This is a genomic window from Streptomyces sp. CB01201 (assembly GCF_002803085.1).
Classification (GTDB): Bacteria; Actinomycetota; Actinomycetes; order Streptomycetales; family Streptomycetaceae; genus Streptomyces; species Streptomyces hundungensis.
The window spans coordinates 198,276-216,934 of record NZ_NNBJ01000009.1 but is presented as its reverse complement, the minus strand read 5'-3'; the positions used below and the strand labels follow the sequence as shown (position 1 = coordinate 216,934).

Sequence of the window (18,659 nt, the reverse complement as noted above, 5' to 3'; positions counted from 1 at the left end):
CGCCCCGCAGCCCGTCGCACCTTCGCGCGACGCGACCCGCCCGCCCCATCTCGATCTAGCCGCCCACTCGCGCCACCCGTGGCTTTCAAAGGACTGGACCCATGACGGACCCGCACGTCACCCCCCTGCCCGCGACCACGCGTTCCCGGGACGGCGGCCCCGCGCGAGAGCAGGAGCTGCCGACGCTTGAGGAACTCTTCGCGCGGCAGGTGGCCCGCGCACCGCACGCCCCGGCCCTGACCGACGGGCGGCGGACCTGGACCTATGGCGAACTGGCCGAGCGCGCAGGCCGGTTGGCGGCTCACCTGGTCGACTCGGGTGCCGGGCCGGACCGGGTGGTCGCGCTGGTGCTGCCGCGGTCCATGGAGCTGATCGCCGCGGAACTCGCCGTGGCCCTGGCGGGTGCGGCCTTCCTGCCGGTGGACCCGGGCTACCCCGCCGAGCGACGGGCGCTCATGCTCGCCGACAGCGCGCCCGCGGTGATCCTCGACGATCCGCGGAACGTCTCCGAGCTGATGGAGGACGAGCAGCACGCGTCGTCGGGGGAGCGGGCCGCGTGCGGGGCCGGTCCCGACCGGGCCGCCTACGTGATCTACACGTCCGGGTCGACGGGCACCCCGAAGGGCGTGACGGTGACCCACCGCGGCATCGGCGGATTCACGGAGGCCGCCGCCGACCGGTACGCCGTGGGTCCCGGCGACCGGGTGCTGCAGTTCTCCTCACCCAGCTTCGACGCCTCCGTCCTCGAACTGTTCATCTCCGTTCTGGTCGGCGCCACGCTCGTCGTCCCGCCGGACGGCCCGTGGCTCGGTGACGAACTCGCCACGGCCCTGGACGAGCACCACATCTCGCACGCCCTCATCCCGCCGGCCGCGCTGGCGACCCTGCCGGACCCGGCGCAGGGGACCGGACGTCATCTGCGCACCCTGATCGTGGGCGCCGAGGCCTGCCCGGCGGGCCTGGTGGACCGCTGGGCGCCCGGCCGCCGCATGATCAACTCGTACGGCCCCACCGAAGCCACCATCGTGGCCACCTGGACGGGCGAACTGTCCGCCGGGCAGGGCACCCCCGCCATCGGCGCGGCCCTGCCCCACACGCGCGTCCACGTCCTGGACACCGCGATGCGCCCCGTCCCGCCCGGTGCGGACGGCGAGCTGTACATCGGCGGCGATGCCGTGGCCCGCGGCTATCTGGGCCGGCCGGGCCTGACGGCGACCCGATTCGTCGCGGACCCCTTCGGGGCACCCGGGGCCCGGCTGTACCGCACCGGCGACCGGGCCCGGCTGCGCCCGGACGGCGAGCTCGACTACCTCGGGCGGTTCGACCGCCAGGTCAAGATCCGCGGCTTCCGCATCGAACCCGGTGAGATCGAGGCCGCTCTGGGCAGTGACCCGCGCGTGGGCGAGGCAGCCGTCGTGGTCCGTGAGGACGAACCGGGTCGCCCCCGCCTCGTCGGATACGCGACCCCCGCCGAGCCCGGATCACCTCCCGACCCCGCGTCCCTCCGCGCCGCCCTCGCCGCCGTACTGCCCGCCCACATGGTGCCGTCGGCCCTGGTCGTCCTGGAGCGGATGCCGCTCACCCCGCAGAACAAGACCGACCATGCCGCCCTGCCCGCACCGGAGTTGACCACACGTGCCGACCTGGTCGCCGCACGCACCCCGCAGGAAGTGGCTCTCGCCGGGATCTGGGCCGATGTCCTGGGCGTCGACGTCGTCGGTGCCGGTGACGACTTCTTCGACCTGGGCGGCGACTCCATCCTCGCCGCCCGTGTCCTGTCCCGGATCCGGGAAGACCTCGGCATACGGTTGACCGTCCGCGACCTGTTCACCTCGCGCACGGTCGAAGCCCTGGCCCCCCTGCTCGGCGACCCCTCCGCCGCCGTGGCCGCCGAACCGATCCCGGCCGTCCCGCGCACCGGCGGCCTGCCGCTGTCGAGCGCACAGCGCAGACTGTGGTTCCTCGACGACCTCGCCGACGGCGGCCCCGAGTACAACACCGGCCTGACCCTGCGCCTGCGCGGCGCCCTGGACACCGACGCACTGCGCCGCGCCCTGCTCCGGCTCGCCGCCCGGCACGACGCGTTGCGCACCACCTTCCGCACCGACGGCGGCCAGGGCACCCAGCACATCGCCGCCAGCCCCGAACTGCCGCTGAAGATCGCCGACCTCGCCGACGCGCCCGATGCCGACCGCCGACGCGCCGCAGAGGAACTGCTGGCCGACGAGCTGGGCCGCCCGCACGATCTGGCGACCGGCCCCCTCACCCGCGCCCTCCTGATCAGACTCGACGACGCCGACCACCTGCTGCTGCTCGCCCAGCACCACATCGTCACCGACGGCTGGTCCGTCGGCATCCTCACCCGGGAACTGGCCGCGCTCTACCGGGCCGAGACCACAGGCGAGCCGGACGGCCTGGCCGAACCGGCCGTGCAGTACCCGGACTTCGCGGTCTGGGAACAGGCACAGCGGGGCTCGGAGGCAGAGGCCGGCCATCTGCGCTACTGGCGCCGGCACCTGGAGGGGGTCCAGCAACTGGAGCTCCCCACCGACCACCCCAGGCCCGCAGTGCGCACCACCTCGGGGGCCGGACACCGCCGTCACCTTCCGCCCGCCCTGATGGCACGGCTGCGTACGCTAGCCACCGGACGTGGCACCACCGTGTTCACGGTGCTGGCGGGTGCCTGCGCCCTGCTGTTCGCGCGCTACTCGGGACAGCGGGATGTCGCGTTCGGCACCATCACCACCGGCCGCGACCGCCAGGAGCTGGAGGACGTGGTCGGCTTCTTCGCGAACACCGTGGTGGTGCGCGCCGACGTGGACGAGCGGGCCAGCGTCGACCGGTTCGTGGAGCGGATGCGCACCACGCTGCTCGACGCCTTCGCCCACGACGCGGTGCCCTTCGACCGGGTGGTCGAGGAACTGGCCGTGCCCCGCGACCCGAGCCGCACCCCGCTGGTGCAGGCGCTCGTCGTCCAGCAGACGGCGACCGCCCCACCGCGCGCGGGCGGTCTGCGGTTCGACGACCATCCGCTGCCGCGGCCCGCGGCCCGCTTCGATCTCGTCCTGGAGTTCACGCCGGACGCGGACGGCGGATGCGTGCTGACAGCCGAGTTCAACACCGACCTGTTCGAGCCGGCGACCGTGGCCCGGATGGCCCGCCATGTGCAACGACTGCTGGAGGCGATGGCCGACGGCCCGGGACGCACTCTGGCCGAACTGTCGTTGCTCTCCGACGACGAGCAGCGCACCCTCCTGGACTCCTGGAACCCGGCGGTCGACGCCGAACCGGACGACGCCACCCTGCCCGAGCTGTTCCGTGCCCAAGTGGCCAGGACCCCCGGCCGCACCGCCGTCACCCACGGCGGCGAGCGACTCGACTACGCCGAGGTCGAGCGCCGCGCCAACCGCCTGGCCCGCGAGCTGATCGCCCGGGGGGCGGCTCCGGAAACGCTGGTCGCGCTGTGCCTGCCGCGCACCGTCGAACTGCCGGTCGTGCTGTGCGCGGTGCTGAAGTCCGGCGCGGCCTATCTGCCCGTCGACCCGAACTACCCGGCCGAACGCATCCGTTACATGCTCTCCGACGCGCGGCCCGCGCTCGTCGTGGCCACCGCCGAGACGGCCGCCGCGCTGCCGCCGGACTGCGAACCGCTGATCATCGGGGACTTGAGCGCCGGCAGCGGCGCTCCGGCGGACTCCCGGTCCTCGGCGGACCTCACCGACGCCGAACGGTCGCGACCCCTGCTGCCGGATCATCCGGCCTACGTCATCTACACGTCGGGTTCGACCGGCCGGCCCAAGGGCGTTGTCGTCACCCATCGCACGGTGGCCGCGCTGGCGGCCTGGGCGGGGGAGCAGTTCGGGGACCGCGCACCGGAGCCGGTGATCGCCTCCACCTCCCTCAACTTCGATGTCTCGGTGTTCGAGCTGCTCTGCCCCCTGCTGAATGGCGGCAGCGTGGAGGTGGTCGCCGACCCGACCGCACTCGCCGACGCGGGCGAGGGACGGAGCGGGCTGATCAGCGGCGTGCCCTCCGTCATGTCCCGGCTGTTCGTCGGGCACGAGGCACCCGTGGCGGCGGACACCGCCGTCCTGGCCGGAGAAGCGCTGCCCGCACAGACCGTCCAGGACCTGCGGGCCGCCCTGCCCTCCTGCACCATCGTCAATGCCTACGGGCCGACCGAGGCCACCGTCTACGCCACGGCCTGGTTCGCCGGTGACCGGGCGGCCGACCAGGCACCGCCCATCGGCCGCCCGGTGGCGCGCACCCGCGCATACGTCCTGGACGGCCGCATGCGTCCTCAACCCCTCGGTGTCATGGGGGAGTTGTACCTCGGTGGCGGTGGGCTCGCGCGCGGGTACCTCGGGCGTCCCGGCCTCACCGCCCAGCGGTTCGTTGCCGACCCCTTCGGCGGCCCGGGCGCTCGCATGTACCGCACGGGAGACCTGGTGCGGTGGACCGCCGGCGGTGAACTGGAGTACCTCGGGCGGACCGACCAGCAGGTCAAGGTGCACGGCTTCCGCATCGAACTCGGCGAGGTGGAAGAGGCGTTGCGCCGCTGCCCCGGCGTCGCGGAAGCCGCCGTCGCCGTCTCCGGGGACGACGACAACCGCCGTCTGACCGGCTATGTGGTGCCCGTGCCCGGACAAGCGGTCACACCCGACTCCGTACGCCGGACGCTCGCGCAGACGCTGCCCGACTACATGGTGCCCGCCTCCGTGCTGCTCCTGGAGGAGCTGCCGCTCAACCCCAACGGCAAGCTCGACCGCGCCCGCCTGCCGAAGCCCGGCCCCGCGACCACCCGGGCCGCGCGCCACGTCCCGCCCCGCACGGCCACCGAGCGCACCCTGGCGGCCGTCTGGGCCGAGGCGCTCTCCGTCCACCGTGTCGGCGTGGACGACAACTTCTTCGAGCTCGGCGGCGACTCGATCCTCAGCCTCCAAGTGGTGGCGCGGGCCCGGCAGGAGGGACTGACCGTCACCTCCCGCGACATCTACCGCCACCAGACCCTCGCCGCCCTTGCCCGCTGCGCCGACGCCGCCGATCCGCAGCGCCCGGGCCCCGCCCGGGTGGACCCCGAGGGCCCGGCCCCGCTGACGCCCATCCAGCACTGGCTGTTCGCCACCGACAGCGCCCGGGCCGCACACTTCGCCCAGACCCTGTCGGTGCTCGTGCCCGACGACGTGGACGCCGAGGCGCTCGAAGGCGCCCTGAACGATCTCGTCGCCCACCACGACGCCCTGCGCTCCCGCTTCGACACCGGCCCCGGCACACCGCCGGCCTGGCACATCACCGACCGGGACGACCGCGTCACCCTGACCAGGCACCGCGGCCCGGACACCGACAGCCCCCACTTCGGGGCCTTCGACCTGGCGCGCGGTCCACTGCTGCGGGCCGTGCTGCACGACCGGGGCACCGGATGCGCCCCGGCTCTCCACCTCGCGGTGCACCACCTCGTCGTGGACGGCGTGTCCTGGCGGGTGCTCCTGGAAGACCTGGACAGCGCCTACCTCGCCCGCCGCGACGGCAGGAACGGCACGACCGCCCTGCCCGCCAAGTCCTCGCCGCTGCGCCAGTGGGCGCAGCGGCTGGCCGCACACACCAGCGGCGGCGGCTTCGACGACGAACGGGCCTACTGGGCGCAGGCGGCGCTGCCGGCCGGCACCGATCTGCCCACCGACCTGCCGGGCCGCAACACGTACGCCTCCGCCCGCGCCGTCACCGTCCGGCTGAGCGCAGAGGACACCGCGGCCCTGCTGCGCCGGCTGCCCGAGACCTACCGCACCCAGGCCAACGACGTCCTGCTCGCCGCGCTCGGCCGCGCTCTGTCCGCCTGGAGCGGCCAGGAGCGGGTCGTGGTCGACGTGGAGGGCCACGGCCGCGAGGAGCTCTTCGCGGATCTCGACCTCAGCCGTACCGTCGGCTGGTTCACCACCCGCCACCCCGTCGCCCTCGCCGTACCGGAGCAGGCATCGTGGGACGCCGTGCTCAAGCAGGTCAAGGAGCAGCTGCGGGCCGTGCCACGGCACGGCATCGGCCACGACGCGCTCCGCCACCTGGCCGGCCCGGACGCCCAACCGACCGCACCCGCGGCCCGGATCAGCTTCAACTACCTGGGGCGGATGTCCCCGGGGGAGACGGGCACGGGGCTGTACCGGGGTACCTTCCGGCCGCTGGAGCTGGACGCCGACCCGGAGGCCGAGCGCCCGCACGCCCTGGAGCTGGTGGGCCGACTGGACGGCGACGCACTGGAATTCACCTGGTTCTACTCCGACCAGGTGCACCACGAGGACACGGTCGAGGCTCTCGCCCACGGCTACGCCCGTGCGCTGACCGAGCTCGCGCGCTACGCCGCCGGGCCGGCCGCCGCCGGGCGTACGCCGTCCGACTTCCCGCTCGCCCGGCTCGACCAGAGTGCCGTCGACCGCCTCGTGGGAGACGCTCCGGCCGCCGTCGAAGACGTCCTGCCCCTGACGCCGACCCAGGCCGGCATGCTCTTCCACGGTCTCTCCCAGGACAGCGGTGTCTACTTCCAGCAGGTCACCTTCGTCCTGGACGGAGTGGAGCGCACCGACCTCCTCGCGGCGGCCTGGCAGCAGGTCACCGAGGCCACGACCGTCCTGCGCGGCCGGGTCGTCTGGCAGGACGTGCCCGAACCGCTGCTGGTGGTCGGGCACGCCGTGCCGGTGCCGGTGACCGTCCTCGACTGGCGCGGCCTGACCGTCGCCGAGTCCCGCGACCAGCTGGACGCCCTGTTGAGCGAGGACCGTGCCGCCGGGATCGACCTGGTCGGCGGTCCGCTCCAGCGCCTGCTGCTGGCCAGGGTCTCGGACAGCGCCGTCCGCGTGGTGTGGTCCTTCCACCATCTGCTCCTGGACGGCTGGAGCCTGTTCCAGGTCCTTTCGGACGTGTTCACCTGCCACAGCGCCCTCACCGGCAGGCCCGGCGCCACGGCCCTGCCCGACCGGCGGCCCTGGCGGGACTACCTGGCCTGGCTGGGCGAGCGCGACCACGACGAGGCGGAGAAGTACTGGCGCCGGCGGCTCGCCGGACTGGACGAGGCCACCCCGCTGCCCTACGACCGCGAGCCCCGCGAGGCGCACCGCGCCGAGTCCACCGAGGCCGTGACGGTCACCCTGCCCGAGGCCACGACCGGCGCCCTGGAGGAACTGGCACGCACCTCGGGTCTGACCCTCAACACCCTGGTGCAGGGCGCCTGGGCCATCCTGCTGAGCCGGCAGTCACGCCGCTCCGACGTGGTGTTCGGCACCACGGGATCCGGCCGCCCGGCTGAGCTGTCGGGCGCCGAGTCCATCACCGGCCTGTTCATCACCACCGTGCCGACCCGGGTCACCGTCCCCGCCGACGGCACCCTCCGCGACTGGCTGCGCTCGCTCCAGAGCGACCAGAGCGAGGACCGCGGCCACGACCATCTGCCGCTGAACCGGCTGAAGGCGTTCACCGAACTGCCCGAGCGGGCCGCCCTGTTCGACAGCATCGTCGTCTTCGAGAACTATCCGAGGGACGACGACCTCTCCGACCACGGCCTCGTACTGAGCGACCTCGACGGCATCGAGACCACCAACTACGCGCTCGGCCTGGTCGCCTACCCCGGCCCCGCACTCGCGCTGCGGCTCGGCTACGACCCCGAACTGTTCGACGCCGCGACCGTCGAGCGGTGCGCCGAATACCTCGCCGTGCTGCTCACCGGGATGGCCGACGCACCGGAACTGCCGCCCGCCCGCATCCCGCTGCTGGCCGCCGACCGGCGCGAACAGGTCCTGCGCACCTGGAACGACACCACCACCGAGCTGGCCGGGACCACGGTCGCCGAACTCTTCGCCTCACAGGTGCGCCACACTCCCGACGCGATCGCCCTGGAAGCCGGTGACGAGCGGCTCACCTACCGACAACTCGACGCCCGCGCAGGGGAGTTGGCCGAGCGGCTCGCCGCCCTCGGGGTACGTGCCGAGCGAGCCGTGGGCGTCCTGATGGACCGGTCCGCCGACCTCGTCGTCACCCAGCTCGCGCTCGTACGCACCGGCGGGGTGTACGTACCCCTCGACGGCCGGGCGCCGCGCGAGCGGCTGCGCCGCATGCTCGCCGACGCGGACGTGACCCTGCTGCTCACCGACGCCGAAGGCGAGGAGACCGCCCGGGACCTGCTCCCCGGTGACGCCGTGCGGCGCGTGGACGACCGCACGGCGACGCGGGGGGCCGGCACGCCGTCCGGCACCGGTGTGCTCCACCCCGACCAGGTGCAGTACCTGATGTTCACCTCGGGCTCCACCGGCACCCCCAAGGGGGTCGCGGTCCGTCAGCGCGACGTCGCCGCCCTCGCCCTGGACCGTGCCTTCACCGGACACGACCGGGTGCTCGTGCACTCCCCGCACGCCTTCGACGCCTCCACCTACGAGGTGTGGGTGCCGCTGCTGCGCGGCGGCACCGCCGTACTGGCCCCGCCGGGTGACCTGGACGCCGCGGTGGTGCGGCACGCCATCACCGAACAGCACGTCAGCTGCCTGTGGCTGACGGCCGGTCTGTTCCGGCTGCTCGCCCAGGAGGACCCCACCTGCCTGCGGGGCGCCCGCGAGGTGTGGACCGGTGGCGAGGCCGTGCCCGGTGCCGTCGTCCGGCGCGTCCTGGACGCCTGCCCCGGGCTGACCGTGGTCGACGGCTACGGGCCCACCGAGACCACCACCTTCGCCACCCGGCGCGCCTTCCGCGCCGGTGACCCGCTGCCCGCCGTCCTGCCCATCGGCCGCCCGCTCGACAACACCCGCGTCTACGTCCTGGACGACACGCTCCAGCCCCAACCCCCGGGAATTCCGGGCGAGTTGTACATCGCCGGTGCGGGCCTGGCGCGCGGCTACGCGGGCCGTCCGGGGGCGACCGCCGCCGGCTATCTCGCCGACCCGTACGGGACGCCGGGGACACGCATGTACCGCACGGGTGACATCGTGCGCTGGAGCGCGGACGGCGAACTGCACTTCGTTGGCCGCGCGGACGACCAGATCAAGATCCGCGGCTTCCGCGTCGAACCCGCCGAGATCGAGGCGCGGCTCACCGCCCACCCCGCCGTGGCGGAGGCCGTCGTGTCGCCCTACACGGTCGACGGACGCAAGCGGCTGGCCGCCCACCTCGTCCCGGCCGAGGGGGCCGCCGTGCCCGCCGCGGTCGAACTGCGCGCGCACCTGGCCGCCGATCTGCCCGACTACATGCTGCCCGCCGCGTTCGTCACCGTTCCCCGGCTGCCGCTCACCGCGAACGGAAAGGTGGACCGGCGCCGGTTGCCCGACCCCGACTGGGCGGCCGGCGGCGACAGCGCCTACCGCGCCCCCGGCAACGACACGGAGCAGACACTCGCCGGTATCTGGGCCGATCTGCTGGGCGTCGAACGGGTCGGCGTCGACGACAACTTCTTCATGCTGGGCGGCGACTCCATCCTCAGCATCCAGGTCGTCTCGCGGGCCCGTGCCGCAGGGCTCTCCCTCACCCCGCGCGACCTGTTCCGCCACCCGACCGTGGCCCGGCTCGCCGACGCCACCGGTACGGCCGCCGCCGTATCCGGCACCGAGCAGGTCGAGGGCGAGGTCCCCCTCACCCCGATCCAGCACTGGTTCCTCGACCCGGCACCGCACCGGCCGGGCTTCTTCAACCAGTCCGTCCTCGTGGAGACCGCGCCCGACACCGACCCGGACGTCCTGCGCCAGGCCCTCGCCGCCCTGTGGAGCCGGCACGACGCGCTGCGCTCCCGGTTCACCACCGCGGACGACGGCACCTGGCACCAGCACGTCACCGCCGCCGACGCCCCCGACCTGCTGACCGTCTGCCCGCTGGACGGTCTCGACCCGGCCGCGGCACGGCAGCGGGAGGACCGCGCCACCGCCGAGGCGCACGCCGCGTTCCGCCTCGACACCGGACCGCTGCTCACCGCCCGCCTGTTCACCGGCGACGGCGCCGCGACCGCCCGGCTCCTCCTCGTGGTCCACCACCTGGTGGTCGACGGCGTGTCCTGGCGCATCCTCCTTGAGGACCTGGAGACCGCCTACCGGCAGGCCCTGGCAGAACAGCCCGTACGGCTGCCCGCCCGCACCACCTCGGTGCGGGAATGGGCCCGTCGCCTGCACGCCCGCGTCGACGCCGGCGGCTTCACGGACCAACTCGCCCACTGGACGCGCACGGCGGGGCACTGCGCCGAACCGCTGCCCGTGGACGGCGAGGGCGGGAACACCACGGCCGACGTCCGCGAGGTCACCGTACGGCTCGACCGGCGGCGCACCGACGAACTGCTGCGCCAGGTCCCTGCCGTCTACGGCACCCGTATCGACGACGTCCTGCTCACCGCGCTCGGCCGGGTCCTGGGCGACTGGACCGGACGCGAGACCGTGGCCGTCGGCCTGGAAGGACACGGCCGCGAGGACCAGCTGTTCGAGGACGTCGACCTGTCCCGCACGGTCGGCTGGTTCACCACGCTCTTCCCGGTCGCGCTGCGCGTCCCCGCCGACGACTGGGGCAGCGCCCTGAAGGCGGTCAAGGAGCAGCTGCGGTCCGTGCCCGAGCGCGGCCTCGGCCATGGCGTCCTGCGCCATCTCGCGGGCACCCCCCTGCCCGCCATCGCACCGATGCCCGGCATCAGCTTCAACTACCTCGGCCGCTTCGACTGGTCGGCCGACGGCGCCACCCTGATCCGCGGAGTGCGCGGAGGACTCGGCGGCGCGGACGCGCCCGACACCGAACGCGCCCACCTGCTGGACGTGGTGGCCCGCGTCGAGGGCGACCGGCTGGAGATCAGCTGGCACTACAGCCGCGCCCTGCACCACGAGTCCACCGTCACCGGCCTCGCCGAGGGCATGCTGCACGCCCTGGAGGAGATCCTGGCGCACTGCGCCGAGCCCGGCGCGGGCGGTCGCACCCCCTCGGACTTCCCGCTCGCCCGCCTCGACCAGAGGGCGGTGGACCTGCTGGCCGGTGACGGACGGGCCGTCGCCGACCTCCTGCCGCTGAGCCCGATGCAGTCCGGCATGCTCTTCCACAGCCTCCTCGACCCCGACGGGCGCACCTACGTCAACCAGGTGCAGCTGGTGCTGAACGGTGTGACGGACCCCCGGGCCCTCGCCGAGGCCTGGCAGCGGACCGTGGACGCCAACCCGGTGCTGCGCTCCCACCCGGCCTGGCAGGAAAGCGCCGAACCCGTCCAGGTGATCCGGCACCGGGCCACCGTGCCCGTCGTCCACCACGACTGGAGCGGCAGGCCCGCCCACCTGTGCGCGGCCGACCTCGACCGGCTCATGGAGGAGGACCGCCTGGCCGGGATCGACCTGGCCACCGCGCCGTTGATGCGGCTCGTCCTGATCCGGCTCAGCCCCGAACGCGTACGGATGGTGTGGACGTTCCACCACATCCTGCTGGACGGCTGGAGTGCCGCCCAGGTCTTCGACGAGGTGTGCGAGCGCTACGCGGCCCTGACCGCCGGGCGCCCGCCGCAGATCCCGGCGCGCCGGCCGTTCGCCGACTACCTTGGCTGGCTGGCCGGACAGGACACCACCAAGGCGGAGCGGTACTGGCGGACCACCCTCGCCGGATTCCGCGCCCCGACCGAACTGCCCCGCGACCGCCGGGCCACCGCAGCCCACCACAGCGCCTCGTCGGGCACGGTACGGGTGACGCTCGACACCGACACCTCCAGCCGGCTGCGGGGGACGGCCAAGGACGCCGGTCTCACCGTCAACACCATCCTCCAGGGCGCCTGGGCGCTGCTGTTGTCCCGCTACGGCGGCGGGGACGACGTGGTGTTCGGCACCACGGTCTCCGGCCGGCCCGCCGAACTGCCCGGCGTCACCACCATGGTGGGCCTGTTCATCAACACGCTGCCCACCCGCGCCCGGATCGACGGGCGGCGCCAGCTGCTCGACTGGCTGAGCGAACTCCAGGCGGCCCAGTCCGAGGCCCGGCGCCACGACTTCGTCTCGCTGGCCCAGTTGGGCACGTGGAGCGAGGTGCCCGGCGGAACCAACCTGTTCGACTCCATCGTCGTGTTCGAGAACTACCCCTTCGACGAGGGCGCGCTGGCCCGGCACGGCCTGTCCATGGAGACCGAACGGGACCTGGAGCCCACCAACTACCCGCTCAGCGTGGTCGTGGCGCCGGGGGACACCCTCGACGTCAGCCTCGACTACGACCCGGCGGCCTTCGACGAGTCCACCGTCCAGGGACTGGGGGAGAGCCTGCGCACCCTGCTGACCGCGATGGCCACCGCGCCCTCCGGCACGCTGGCCGAGCTGCCGCTCACCGACCCCGCGGACGGCCGCGCGCTGCTCGACCGGTTCGGCGGAGCACTCCTCGCCGTACCCCAGGACACCCTGCCGGAAGCCTTCGCGCGCCAGGCCGCCCTGACCCCCGACGCCCCGGCGGTCCGCCACGGCGAGAACCAGCTCTCGTACCGCGAACTGGACGAGCGCTCCAACCGCCTCGCCCGGCTGCTGATCGACGCCGGAGCCGGCCCCGAGCGGTACGTCGCCCTGGCCCTGCCCCGCACGGGGGACCTGGTCGTGGCGCTGCTCGCCGTCCTCAAGAGCGGCGCCGCCTACCTGCCGGTCGACCCCGGATACCCCGCCGAACGCATCGCGTTCCTCTTCGAGGACGTGGCGCCCCTCGCCGTCGTCACGGCTGCCGCGACGGCCGGACGACTGCCAGACGGCCCGTTCACCAGGATCGTCCTCGACGACCCCGGCCACGCCCGAAAGCTCGCCGCCGCCTCGGCCGCCCCGCTCGGCGACGGCGACCGGCACGCCCCGCTGCTGCCCCAGCACGCCGCGTACGTCATCCACACCTCGGGTTCCACCGGCCGCCCCAAGGGCGTGGTCGTCGCGCACGGTTCGGTGCTCGCGCTGACCGACTGGGCCGCCGGCGAGTTCACCGGGCGCGGTCTGGCGCATGTCGTGGCGTCCACCTCGCTCAACTTCGACGTGTCGGTCTTCGAGATCTTCTCGCCCCTGATGACCGGCGGCTGCGTCGAGATCGTCCGCGACCTGCTGGCCCTGGCCGAGCGGCCCGGTCCCTGGCGTGCCGGTCTGCTTAGCGCGGTACCCTCCGCCCTGGGCCGGCTCCTAGCCGAGGACACCGTGCACGTGAGCGCGGACACCGTGGTGCTCGCGGGGGAGGGGCTGCCGGCCCGGACCGTGCGACAGGTCCGCGCGGCCGTACCCGGCTGCGAGGTGCGCAACATCTACGGCCCCACCGAAGCCACCGTCTACGCCACCGCGTTCACCTGCGACCCCGCCGACCCCGACCGGGACCCGCCGATCGGCCGGCCGCTCGGCGGCGCCCGCGCCTACGTCCTGGACGACCGGATGCGTCCGGTGCCCGTCGGCGCCCCCGGCGAACTGTTCCTCTCGGGCACCGGAGTGGCCCGCGGCTATCTGCGCCGGCCCGGACTTACCGCGTCCCGCTTCCTGCCCGACCCGTTCGGGCCGGCCGGCAGCCGCATGTACCGCACCGGCGACCGGGCCCGCTGGACCGCCGACGGCGACATCGTCTACCTCGGGCGGGCGGACGACCAGGTCAAGGTCCGCGGCTTCCGCATCGAACTCGGCGAGGTGGAGGCGGCATTGACCCGCCATCCCGGGGTTGCGGCCGCGGCCGCCCGCGTGGTCGAGCACGACGGCCACCGCCGACTGATCGGATACGTGGTGCCCGGCCCGGCCGGCGCCCCGGAACCGGCGGACCTGCGCGCCTTCCTGGCCCGCACCCTGCCCGACCACCTGGTGCCCGCGCTCGTGATGACGCTGGCGCACCTTCCGCTCGGCGCCACCGGCAAGCTCGACCGCCGGGCGCTGCCCGATCCCGAGTGGAGCGCGGGCACCCGGTCGGGCCGTCCCCCCGTCACCGCGACCGAAATCGCCCTCGCCGCGATCTGGTGCGAGGTGCTCCGGCTGCCCGAAGTCGGCGCCGACGACAACTACTTCGAGCTCGGCGGCGACTCCGTCCTCGGCATCCAGATCGTCTCCGCCGCCCGCCGGGCCGGACTCGGCCTGAACCCGCGCCACCTCTTCGCCCATCAGACGCTCGCCGAACTGGCCGCGGTCGCAGCGGAGTTGCCACTCTCACCGGTCGTGGCCGAGCAGGGTCCGGTGGTCGGCGAGGTGCCGCTCACCCCGGTGCAGCACTGGCTGCTCGACACCCTTCCCGGCGATCCGTCCGACTTCAGCCAGACGGTCTCCTACGAGCTGGCCGAGGACACGGACGAGTCCCTGCTGCGGGCGGCCCTGGCCGCCGTCCTGGAGCGGCACGACGCGCTGCGGCTCCGCTTCGAGCGGGACGCCGCCGGGGCGTGGCGCCAGCACGGCACCGCCCCCGGCGGGGCCCCGCACCTGGAGGTGCACGACGGGCCGCCGGCCACCGGACCCGAGCACCGCGCGGACGCCGGCTTCGACCTGGCGAACGGGCCCCTGCTGCGGGCCGTCCTGCGCCGAGGTGAAGGAACCGCCCGGCCGGTGCTGGTGCTGTCCGCCCACCACCTCGTCGTGGACGCCGTGTCCTGGCGGCTGATCCTGGAGGACCTCGACACCGCGTACCGCGCCCTGCGCGCCGGTGAACGCCCCGACCCGGGTGCCAAGAGCACGTCCTTCCGTGCCTGGGGGCAGCGGCTCGCCGCCCACACGGCGGGCGGAGGCTTCGACACCGAAGTCCCGTACTGGCGCGCCCAGCAGGCCGAGGGCCCGCTGCCCGTCGACCTGCCCGGGGGCGCGAACACCGCCGCGGAGGAGGCGACGGTCACCGCGGGTCTGGACGCCGAGGACACCCGCAGGCTCCTCCAGGACGTTCCCGACGCCTACCGCACGCGCGTCAACGACGTGCTGCTGTACGCCCTCGGCCGGGTGCTGGCCCGTTGGACCGGGCGGGACCGGGTGGCGCTCGTCCTGGAAGGACACGGCCGCGAGGACCTGTTCCAGGACGTCGACCTCTCCCGCACCGTCGGCTGGTTCACCAGCCTGTACCCGATCGCTCTGGACGTGGCACGGGACGCGGCCACCGGCACCGCACTCAAGGCCGTCAAGGAGAACCTGCGGGCCGTACCCCACGGCGGCATCGGTTACGGAGCCCTGCGCCATCTGCGCCCCACCGCCGCCCGCGACCTGCCGGGCCTGCCGGAGATCAGCTTCAACTACCTCGGACGGCAGGACCGGCAGACGGCCGCCGACGGGCTGCTGCACGCTCCGCACGGCGGCCTCGCCGGCGGGATGGACCGGTCGGCCGAGCGGCCCCATCTGATCGACGTCCTCGGCCATGTGACCGACGGGCGGCTGGAGTTCGGCTGGTCGTACTCGCGGGCCCTGCACCGCCGCGAGACCGTCGAACGCCTCGCCGCCGAGCTGGCCGACGAACTGCGGGCCCTCGTACGGCACTGCGCCCAGCCCGGCGCCGGCGGCCGCACCCCGTCCGACTTCCCGCTGGCCCCGCTCGACCAGGCGGCCGTCGACCGCATCGCCGGTACCGGCCGCGACGTACGGGACGTGTATCCGCTCACGCCCACCCAGACCGGCATGGTCGTGCACGGCATGGACGAGGCGGCCCAGGGCCTGTACGTCGAGCAGATCACCTTCGTGCTCGACGGGGCCCGCGACGTGGACCTGCTCGCCGCCGCCTGGCAGCACGTGGTCGACCGCACGCCGGTGCTGCGCACCGCCGTCGTCCTCAACGGCGTGCCCGTACCACTCCAGACCGTCCACCGGGACGTGACCCTGCCGGTCACCCGGCACGACTGGAGCAGCCTGCCCGAGGACCGGCGACCGGCGGAACTCGAAGAACTCCTGACCGCGGAAAAGGCGTTGGGCATCGACCTGGCACGTCCGCCGCTGCTACGCCTCGCGCTGGTACGGCTCGGCCCGGACGCGGTGCGCGTCGTATGGACCTTCCACCACGTCCTGCTGGACGGCTGGAGCGTCTTCCACGTCCTCGGCGACGTGCTCGCGGCGCACGCGGCGCTCGCCCGTGGCGAGCAGCCCCGGCTGCCGGAGCGCAGGCCGTTCGCCGACTACGTCGCGCACCTCGCCGGGCGCGACACCGGGCGGGCCCGCGACCACTGGCGCGGCGCCCTCGCCGACCTTGCCGCACCGACCCCGCTGCCCTACGACCGCAGGCCCGCGCCGGACACCACCGCCCGCTCCGGGACCTGGCTGTCCGAGCGGCTCAGCGCCGAACGGACCGCAGAGCTGCAGGAGTTCGCCCGCCGGCACCGGCTCACCCTCAACACGCTGGTGCAGGGCGCGTGGGCGCTGCTCCTCGCGCGCTGGAGCGGCACGCCCGACGTGTGCTTCGGCACCACCGTCTCGGGCCGCCCCTCCGACCTGCCCGGCGCCGACACCATCACCGGCCTGTTCATCACCACGCTGCCCGCCCGTGCGCAGATCGACGGGACGGCACCCTGTGCCGAGTGGCTGCGCACCCTTCAGGAGGCGCGCGCCGAAGACCGCCGCTTCGACCACATGCCCCTCAACGAGCTGCACGGACTCACCCAACTCCCGCCCAGTGCGGCCATGTTCGACAGTCTCGTGGTGTTCGAGAACTACCCCGTCGGGGACGCCACGGCCGGGGCCCACGGCCTCACCCTGCGCGAACTCGACGCCCGCGAGGCGACCAACTACCCGCTGACCGTGGTCGTCTCGCCCGGTGACCGGCTCGCCGTCGAACTCGGCTACGACCCCCGCCTCTTCGACGCGGACACGGCCCGCTCCCTCTCCGGGCAACTGCTCCACACCCTGCGTTCCCTGGCCGCCACGGACGGCACCGTCCGCCTCGACGACATCGACATCCTCTCCTCCGAGGAGCGCACCAGGCTGCTGCGCGGCCCGGCCCGCCCGGCGACGGATCCCGTGGCCCCGGCCACCCTTCCGGCCCTGATCGAGACCGCCGTGGACCGCAGTCCGGACGCGCCCGCACTCGGTGACCCCGACCGACTGCTGACCTTCGCCGAGACCGAGGACCGGGCCAATCGCCTGGCCCACCGGCTCATCGCCCGCGGCGCCCGCCCCGGCGCCGTCGTGGCGCTGCTGCTGCCCCGCTCGCTCGACATGGTCCTGGCACAGCTCGCGGTGGCCAAGACGGGCGCGGCCTTCCTGCCCGTCGACCCCGCCTACCCGGACGAGCGCATCGCGCTCATGCTCCGGGACGCGGCTCCGACCCTCACCCTGGACGCGAAGGAAGTCGCCGCCCTGCAGGCCGACTCGGGCGACGACGGCCCCGTCCACCGGCCCACCGACGCGGACCGCGGGCGGCCGCTCGACCTGGACGATCCCGCCTACGTCATCTACACCTCGGGATCCACCGGCACGCCCAAGGGCGTCGTCGTCACCCACCGCGGACTCGCCGGGTTCGCCGCGGCCGAGGCCGCCCACTACCAAGTGACCGAGGGGGACCGGGTCCTGGCCTTCGCCACTCCCAGCTTCGACGCCTCCGTGCTCGAACTGTGCGCCTCGCTGCCGCACGGCGCCCGCCTCGTCGTCCCCGAACCGGGACCACTGCTCGGCGAACCCCTGGCCCGGGTGCTGCGTGACGAGCGCATCACCCACACCCTGCTCCCGCCGGCCGCGCTCGCCACCCTGCCGGACGGGACGCCCGGCACCCTGCCCGACCTCAAGACCCTGATCGTCGGTGCCGACGCGTGCGGCGCGGACCTGGTCGCCCGCTGGGCCCCGCACCACCGCATGGTCAACTCCTACGGCCCCACCGAGGCCACCGTCGTCGCCACCTGGTCCGCGCCCCTGGCCCCCGACGGCGCCGCCCCACCCATCGGCCGGCCCCTGCCCGCCACCGGCGCCTACGTCCTCGACAGCCGGCTGCGCCCGGTCCCCGACGGCGTCCCCGGCGAACTCTGGCTCGGCGGACCGGCCCTGGCTCGCGGCTACCTCGGCCGCCCCGGACTGACCTCCGCCCGCTTCACCGCCGACCCCTTCGGGCCGCCCGGCACCCGCATGTACCGCACCGGTGACCTGGTGCGCCGCGACGGCCGGGGCGAACTCCACTACCTCGGCCGCACCGACCACCAGCTCAAGCTGCGCGGACACCGCATCGAAGCCGGCGAGGTCGAGGCCGCCCTGACCCGCCACCCCGGAGTCCTGGACGCCGTGGTGAGCGTCCGCGAGGACGAACCGGGTCTGCCCCGGCTCGTCGCCCATCTGCTCACCGCCCCCGGCGCCCCGGCGCCGGCGGACGGGGACCTGCGCGCCCTGGCCGCCCGTTCACTGCCCGGCTACATGGTGCCCTCGGCCTTCGTGTCCCTGGAGCGCTTCCCGGTCACCGAGAACGGCAAGACCGACCGGGCCGCCCTGCCCGCCCCGGCTCCCGCCGCCCCGGCGGCCCCGGCCGAGCACGTCGCTCCCCGTACGCCCACCGAAGAGGCACTGGCGGCGCTGTGGGAGGACGCCCTCGGCATGACCGTGGGCGCCGAGGACGACTACTTCCTGCTCGGCGGCGACTCGATGCGCGCGCTGCTCATCGCGTCCCGCGCCAACGACCTGTTCGGGGTGACCCTCACCCCGCGCGACGTCCTGGTCTCCCGCACTGTCGCCGCACTGGCGGAGCAGGTGGAGGAACAGGTGCTCAGTGAACTCGAAGACGCCGCGTACGGCGGCCCCGACCACGACGAACGGTGAGGATCC

General features: G+C 74.2%; 1 protein-coding gene. It reads left to right on the top strand.

Annotated elements, in window-relative coordinates:
• Positions 1 to 101 precede the first annotated feature (101 nt).
• Positions 102 to 18,653: a non-ribosomal peptide synthetase gene (locus CG740_RS20070; RefSeq protein WP_100576562.1), complete on the top strand. Its 18,552-nt coding sequence runs from the start codon at positions 102 to 104 to the stop codon at positions 18,651 to 18,653.
• Positions 18,654 to 18,659 lie beyond the last annotated feature (6 nt).